Source organism: Vibrio galatheae, from assembly GCF_000967545.1.
In the GTDB taxonomy this organism is placed as follows: Bacteria; Pseudomonadota; Gammaproteobacteria; order Enterobacterales; family Vibrionaceae; genus Vibrio; species Vibrio galatheae.
The window spans coordinates 1-1,673 of sequence record NZ_JXXV01000020.1 but is presented as its reverse complement, the minus strand read 5'-3'; the positions used below and the strand labels follow the sequence as shown (position 1 = coordinate 1,673).

1 protein-coding gene is annotated in these 1,673 nt (G+C 51.3%); it reads right to left on the bottom strand.

Annotated elements, in window-relative coordinates:
• A partial coding sequence (gene tkt, locus TW81_RS12740; protein WP_045956111.1) for a transketolase occupies positions 1 to 1,673 on the bottom strand: 1,673 nt, incomplete at both ends.

The window sequence follows — 1,673 nt, the reverse complement described above, 5'->3', positions numbered from 1 at the left end:
CCGAAGGTTGTCATGCCGATGATCTTGCCACCGAAGCCAACGTACTTGTACCAGAAGTCAGCAATACCCGCTTCGATAGCGATACGTGCTGTCACGTCTGATGGCAGTACAGACTCGCGGTAAGCCGCATCTTGCTTGTCGAATGCATCAGTAGATGGCATTGAAACCACGCGTACTTGTTTACCTTCAGCAGTTAGCTGCGCTGCCGCTTCAACCGCTAGCTCTACTTCAGAGCCTGTTGCGATAAGGATAAGCTCTGGCTTGCTTGCGCAATCTTTGAGGATGTAAGCACCTTTGGCAATGTTGGCTACTTGTTCAGCGTCACGCTCTTGCTGAGCGAGATTTTGACGAGAGAAGATTAGCGCTGTAGGCGCATCTTTACGCTCGATAGCCAGTTTCCAAGCGACTGCTGATTCCACTTGGTCACATGGACGCCATGTGCTCATGTTTGGTGTTAGACGTAGCGATGCCATTTGCTCAACCGGTTGGTGAGTTGGGCCATCTTCGCCAAGACCGATAGAGTCGTGGGTGTAAACTTGAATGTTCTGCACTTTCATCAGCGCAGCCATACGCATTGCGTTACGTGCGTACTCCATAAACATCAAGAACGTCGCACCGTATGGTACGAAACCACCGTGTAGCGCAATACCGTTCATGATGGCAGTCATACCGAATTCACGCACACCGTAGTGAATGTAGTTACCAGAGAAGTCGTTCGCTTCTAGTGACTTAGAGCCAGACCACATAGTCAGGTTCGAAGGTGCTAGGTCAGCAGAGCCGCCTAGGAACTCTGGTAACATAGCACCGAAGGCTTCAAGCGCATTTTGCGACGCTTTACGTGATGCAATGTTGGCTGGGTTTGCTTGCAGGTCAGCAATGATTGCGTTTGCTTTCTCTTCCCACTCTGCTGGTAGCTCACCGTTTAGACGGCGCTTAAGCTCTGCTGCTTCTGTAGGGTAAGCCGCTGCGTATGCGTCGAACTTAGCATTCCAAGCCGCTTCTTTCGCTGCGCCGGCTTCTTTTGCATCCCACTGTGCGTAAACATCAGCAGGGATTTCAAACGCAGGGTGTTCCCACCCCAAGAATTCACGCGCGGCTGCAATTTCTTCAGCGCCTAGTGGGGCACCGTGACAGTCGTGCGAGCCCGATTTGTTAGGTGAACCAAAACCGATAATCGTCTTAGTACAGATTAGTGTTGGACGAGGGTCTGCTTTAGCTGCCTCAATCGCGGCATTGATTGCTTCAGCGTCGTGACCGTCTACTGCTGGAATGACGTGCCAACCGTACGCTTCAAAACGCTTAGGTGTATCGTCAGAGAACCAACCTTCAACGTGACCATCGATAGAGATGCCGTTGTCATCCCAGAATGCGATAAGCTTACCTAGACCTAGCGTACCCGCCAAAGAACACGCTTCGTGAGAAATACCTTCCATCAGACAGCCGTCACCCATGAAGGCATAAGTGAAGTGGTCAACAATGTCGTGGCCGTCTTTGTTAAACTGTGCCGCTAGCGTCTTCTCTGCCAGTGCCATACCCACCGCGTTAGTAATACCTTGACCCAGTGGGCCTGTGGTGGTTTCTATACCCGGTGCGTAACCGTACTCTGGGTGACCTGGCGTCTTAGAGTGAAGCTGACGGAAGTTTTTCAAATCGTCGATAGACAACTCGTAACC